Source organism: Caballeronia temeraria (genome assembly GCF_001544795.2).
Classification (GTDB): domain Bacteria; phylum Pseudomonadota; class Gammaproteobacteria; order Burkholderiales; family Burkholderiaceae; genus Caballeronia; species Caballeronia temeraria.
Genome location: NZ_FCOI02000085.1, coordinates 1 through 3,296, shown reverse-complemented (window position 1 = coordinate 3,296; position 3,296 = coordinate 1). Strand labels below are relative to the sequence as shown.

Annotated in this window: 4 protein-coding genes; all 4 read right to left on the bottom strand. The window is 61.7% G+C overall.

Features of this window, described 5'->3' with window-relative positions; translation table 11 throughout:
* From AWB76_RS38440 to sdhC, 4 genes are read right to left on the bottom strand one after another with little or no spacing between them, the layout of a single operon-like run.
* Complete coding sequence (locus AWB76_RS38440; protein ID WP_061165300.1) at positions 1-702, bottom strand: succinate dehydrogenase iron-sulfur subunit; 702 nt, start codon at positions 700-702, stop codon at positions 1-3.
* Between the two features lie 21 nt (positions 703-723).
* Positions 724-2,499, bottom strand: a complete 1,776-nt coding sequence (sdhA, locus tag AWB76_RS38435; protein ID WP_061165299.1) for a succinate dehydrogenase flavoprotein subunit — start codon at positions 2,497-2,499, stop codon at positions 724-726.
* Between the two features lie 5 nt (positions 2,500-2,504).
* Positions 2,505-2,873 (bottom strand): succinate dehydrogenase, hydrophobic membrane anchor protein, encoded by a 369-nt coding sequence (gene sdhD, locus AWB76_RS38430; protein WP_061165298.1) that lies wholly within the window; start codon positions 2,871-2,873, stop codon positions 2,505-2,507.
* Between the two features lie 2 nt (positions 2,874-2,875).
* Positions 2,876-3,286 carry a succinate dehydrogenase, cytochrome b556 subunit gene (gene sdhC, locus AWB76_RS38425; RefSeq protein WP_063936457.1) on the bottom strand — a complete coding sequence of 137 codons (411 nt, stop codon included), beginning with the start codon at positions 3,284-3,286 and terminating at the stop codon, positions 2,876-2,878.
* Positions 3,287-3,296: the final 10 nt, after the last annotated feature.

The window sequence follows — 3,296 nt, the reverse complement described above, 5'->3', positions numbered from 1 at the left end:
TCAAACCGCCCGGCGCACCATCAATTCCTTGATCTTGCCGATCGCCTTGGTCGGGTTGAGCCCCTTCGGGCACACGTCGACGCAATTCATGATCGTATGGCAACGGAACAGACGATACGGATCTTCCAGGTTGTCCAGCCGCTCGCCCGTCGCCTTGTCGCGGCTATCCGCGATGAAACGATAAGCTTGCAGCAAGCCCGCCGGTCCCACGAACTTGTCCGGGTTCCACCAGAAGCTCGGGCACGACGTCGAGCAACTCGCGCACAGAATGCACTCGTAGAGACCATCGAGCTCGTCGCGCTCCACGGGCGATTGCAGCCGCTCTTTCTCGGGCGGCGGCGTATCGTTGATCAGATACGGCTTGATCGAATGATACTGGTTGAAGAACTGCGTGAAATCGCAGATCAGGTCACGCACCACCGGCAGACCCGGCAGCGGACGCAGCACGATCTTCTGCGGCAGTTCATTCAGATTCGTCAGGCACGCGAGACCGTTCTTGCCGTTGATGTTCATCGCGTCCGAACCGCACACGCCTTCGCGGCACGAGCGGCGGAACGACAGCGTCTCATCGACTTCCTTCAACTTCACGAGCGCGTCGAGCAGCATGCGTTCATGCGTCAGATCGAGCTCGTACGTCTGCATGCGCGGCGCCGCGTCCTTGTCCGGATCGTAGCGATAGACTTCAAAAATTCTCTTTGCCATTTCGATTTCCTTGCGCTTTCCTTAGAAGGTACGCGCCTTCGGCGGCACCGATTCGACCGTCAGCGGCTTCATCTGCACCGGCTTGTAATCCAGGCGATCGCCTTCGCTGAACCACAGCGTGTGACGCATCCAGTTCTCGTCGTCGCGATGCTCGTAGTCGCTGTGCGCATGCGCGCCGCGGCTTTCCTTGCGGGCTTCGGCCGACACCATCGTCGCGCGCGCCACTTCGATCAGGTTCGCCAGTTCCAGCGCCTCGACCTTCGCGGTGTTGAACACCTTCGACTTGTCCTTCAGATGCACGTGCTTCGCGCGCTCGGCCAGCTCCGCGATCTTGCCGACGCCCTCTTCCAGCAGCTTCGACGTGCGGAACACGCCCGCATGCGCCTGCATCGATGCGCGGATGTCGTTGGCGATGCTCTGCGTGTATTCGCCCGACGTCGACTTCTCCAGCACCGCGAGACGTTCCATCGCGAAGTCGGCGGCATCGGCCGGCAGCGGCTTGTGCTCCTTCAGTTCCTTCGCGTGCTTGATGATGTGATTGCCCGCCGCGCGCCCGAACACCACGAGGTCCAGCAGCGAGTTCGTGCCCAGACGATTCGCGCCGTGCACCGATACGCACGAGCATTCGCCGACCGCGTAGAAACCGTTGACCGGATCGTTGTAGCCCTTCGCGGTGCCGACCACTTGGCCGTGCATGTTCGTCGGAATACCGCCCATCTGATAGTGGATGGTCGGCACGACCGGAATCGGCTCCTTGATGCAGTCGACGTTCGCGAACTTCAGCGCGATCTCGCGAATCGACGGCAGACGCTTCATGATCGTCTCGGCGCCGATGTGCGACAGGTCCAGCAGCACGTGATCCTTGTTCGGACCCACGCCACGGCCTTCCTTGATTTCCTGGTCCATCGAACGCGAAACGAAATCGCGCGGCGCGAGATCCTTCAGCGTCGGCGCATAGCGCTCCATGAAGCGATCGCCGTTCGAGTTGCGCAGAATGCCGCCTTCGCCGCGCACGCCTTCGGTAATCAGCACGCCCGCGCCGGCCACGCCCGTCGGGTGAAACTGCCAGAACTCCATGTCCTGCAGCGCGATGCCCGAACGCGCGGCCATGCCGAGGCCGTCGCCGGTATTGATGAACGCATTCGTCGATGCCGCGAAGATCCGCCCCGCGCCGCCCGTGGCGAACAGCGTGGTCTTGCCTTCGAGGATGTAGACCTCGCCCGTTTCCATTTCGAGCGCGGTGACGCCGAGCACGTCGCCGTCGGCGTCGCGGATCAGATCCAGCGCCATCCATTCGACGAAGAAGTGCGTTTTAGCCGCCACGTTCTGCTGATACAGCGTGTGCAGCAAGGCGTGACCCGTACGGTCAGCGGCGGCGCACGCGCGTTGCACGGGCTTCTCGCCGTAGTTCGCCGTGTGGCCGCCGAACGGACGCTGATAGATCGTGCCGTCGGCGTTGCGGTCGAACGGCATGCCCATGTGCTCGAGCTCGTACACGGCATTGGGCGCTTCGCGGCACATGAACTCGATCGCATCCTGGTCGCCGAGCCAGTCGGAGCCCTTGATGGTGTCGTAGAAGTGATAGTGCCAGTTGTCTTCGCTCATGTTGCCGAGCGATGCGCCGATGCCGCCTTGCGCGGCGACCGTATGCGAGCGCGTCGGAAACACTTTGGAGAGCACGGCCACCGACAGACCGGCGCGCGCCAGTTGCAGCGATGCGCGCATGCCCGATCCGCCCGCGCCGACGATGACCACGTCAAAGCGACGACGCGGCAGGGAAGTCTTGATTGCAGCCATGTTCTTTAAACTCTCCAGAGAATCTGTGCAGCGTAGCCGGCGCATCCGATGAGCCACAGGATCGTCAGCACTTGCAGGAGCAGGCGCAGACCCATGGGCTTCACGTAGTCCATCCAGATGTCGCGAATGCCGACCCACGCGTGATAGAAGAGGCAAAGCAGGGCTACGAATGTGGCGAGCTTCATCCACTGGGTCGCGAAGATGCCCGCCCAGCCTTCATACGAGAAGTTGTGCGCCGCGAAGAACCAGAAGAGAAGAATGACGGTGTACACGGCCATCACGACCGCGGTGATGCGTTGCGCGAGCCAGTCGCGCAGACCGTAGTGCGCGCCGACGACCAGGCGCTTCGGGCCGACTCGATTTTGCGTTGCCATGTTTAGAACACTCCGAAGATCTTGAGAGCCATCGCGAGCGTGAGCAACAGCGAGACGATCAGCACGATCATGGCGGTTTGCTTGCCGCCTTCCTTGTTCACCGCGACGTGCGTGTCGAGCAGCAGAAAGCGAATGCCCGCGCAGAAGTGATGCAGATACGCCCACGACAGCACGAGCGTGATGATCTTGACGATGGGGTTGGCGAGAAAGCCCTTGAACGCGTCGAACGAGATTTCCGACGTGAGGCTCTGGTCGAGCAGATACAGAATGAACGGCAGACACACGAAGAGCAGCAGCCCGCTCACGCGATGCAGGATCGAGACCTTCCCTGCAAGCGGCAAGCGATACTTCGCGATCTCGCCGATCCCGATGTTCCGGTATTCCGGCCTTGGTTTTTTTACGGCTTCAGCCATGCTAGACCCC

Excerpts from the sequence above, each read along its gene's own strand:
- sdhC (WP_063936457.1), bottom strand. The coding sequence starts at position 3,286 with ATGGCTGAAGCCGTAAAAAAACCAAGGCCGGAATACCGGAACATCGGG.
- sdhA (WP_061165299.1), bottom strand. The coding sequence starts at position 2,499 with ATGGCTGCAATCAAGACTTCCCTGCCGCGTCGTCGCTTTGACGTGGTC.
- AWB76_RS38440 (WP_061165300.1), bottom strand. The coding sequence starts at position 702 with ATGGCAAAGAGAATTTTTGAAGTCTATCGCTACGATCCGGACAAGGAC.
- sdhD (WP_061165298.1), bottom strand. The coding sequence starts at position 2,873 with ATGGCAACGCAAAATCGAGTCGGCCCGAAGCGCCTGGTCGTCGGCGCG.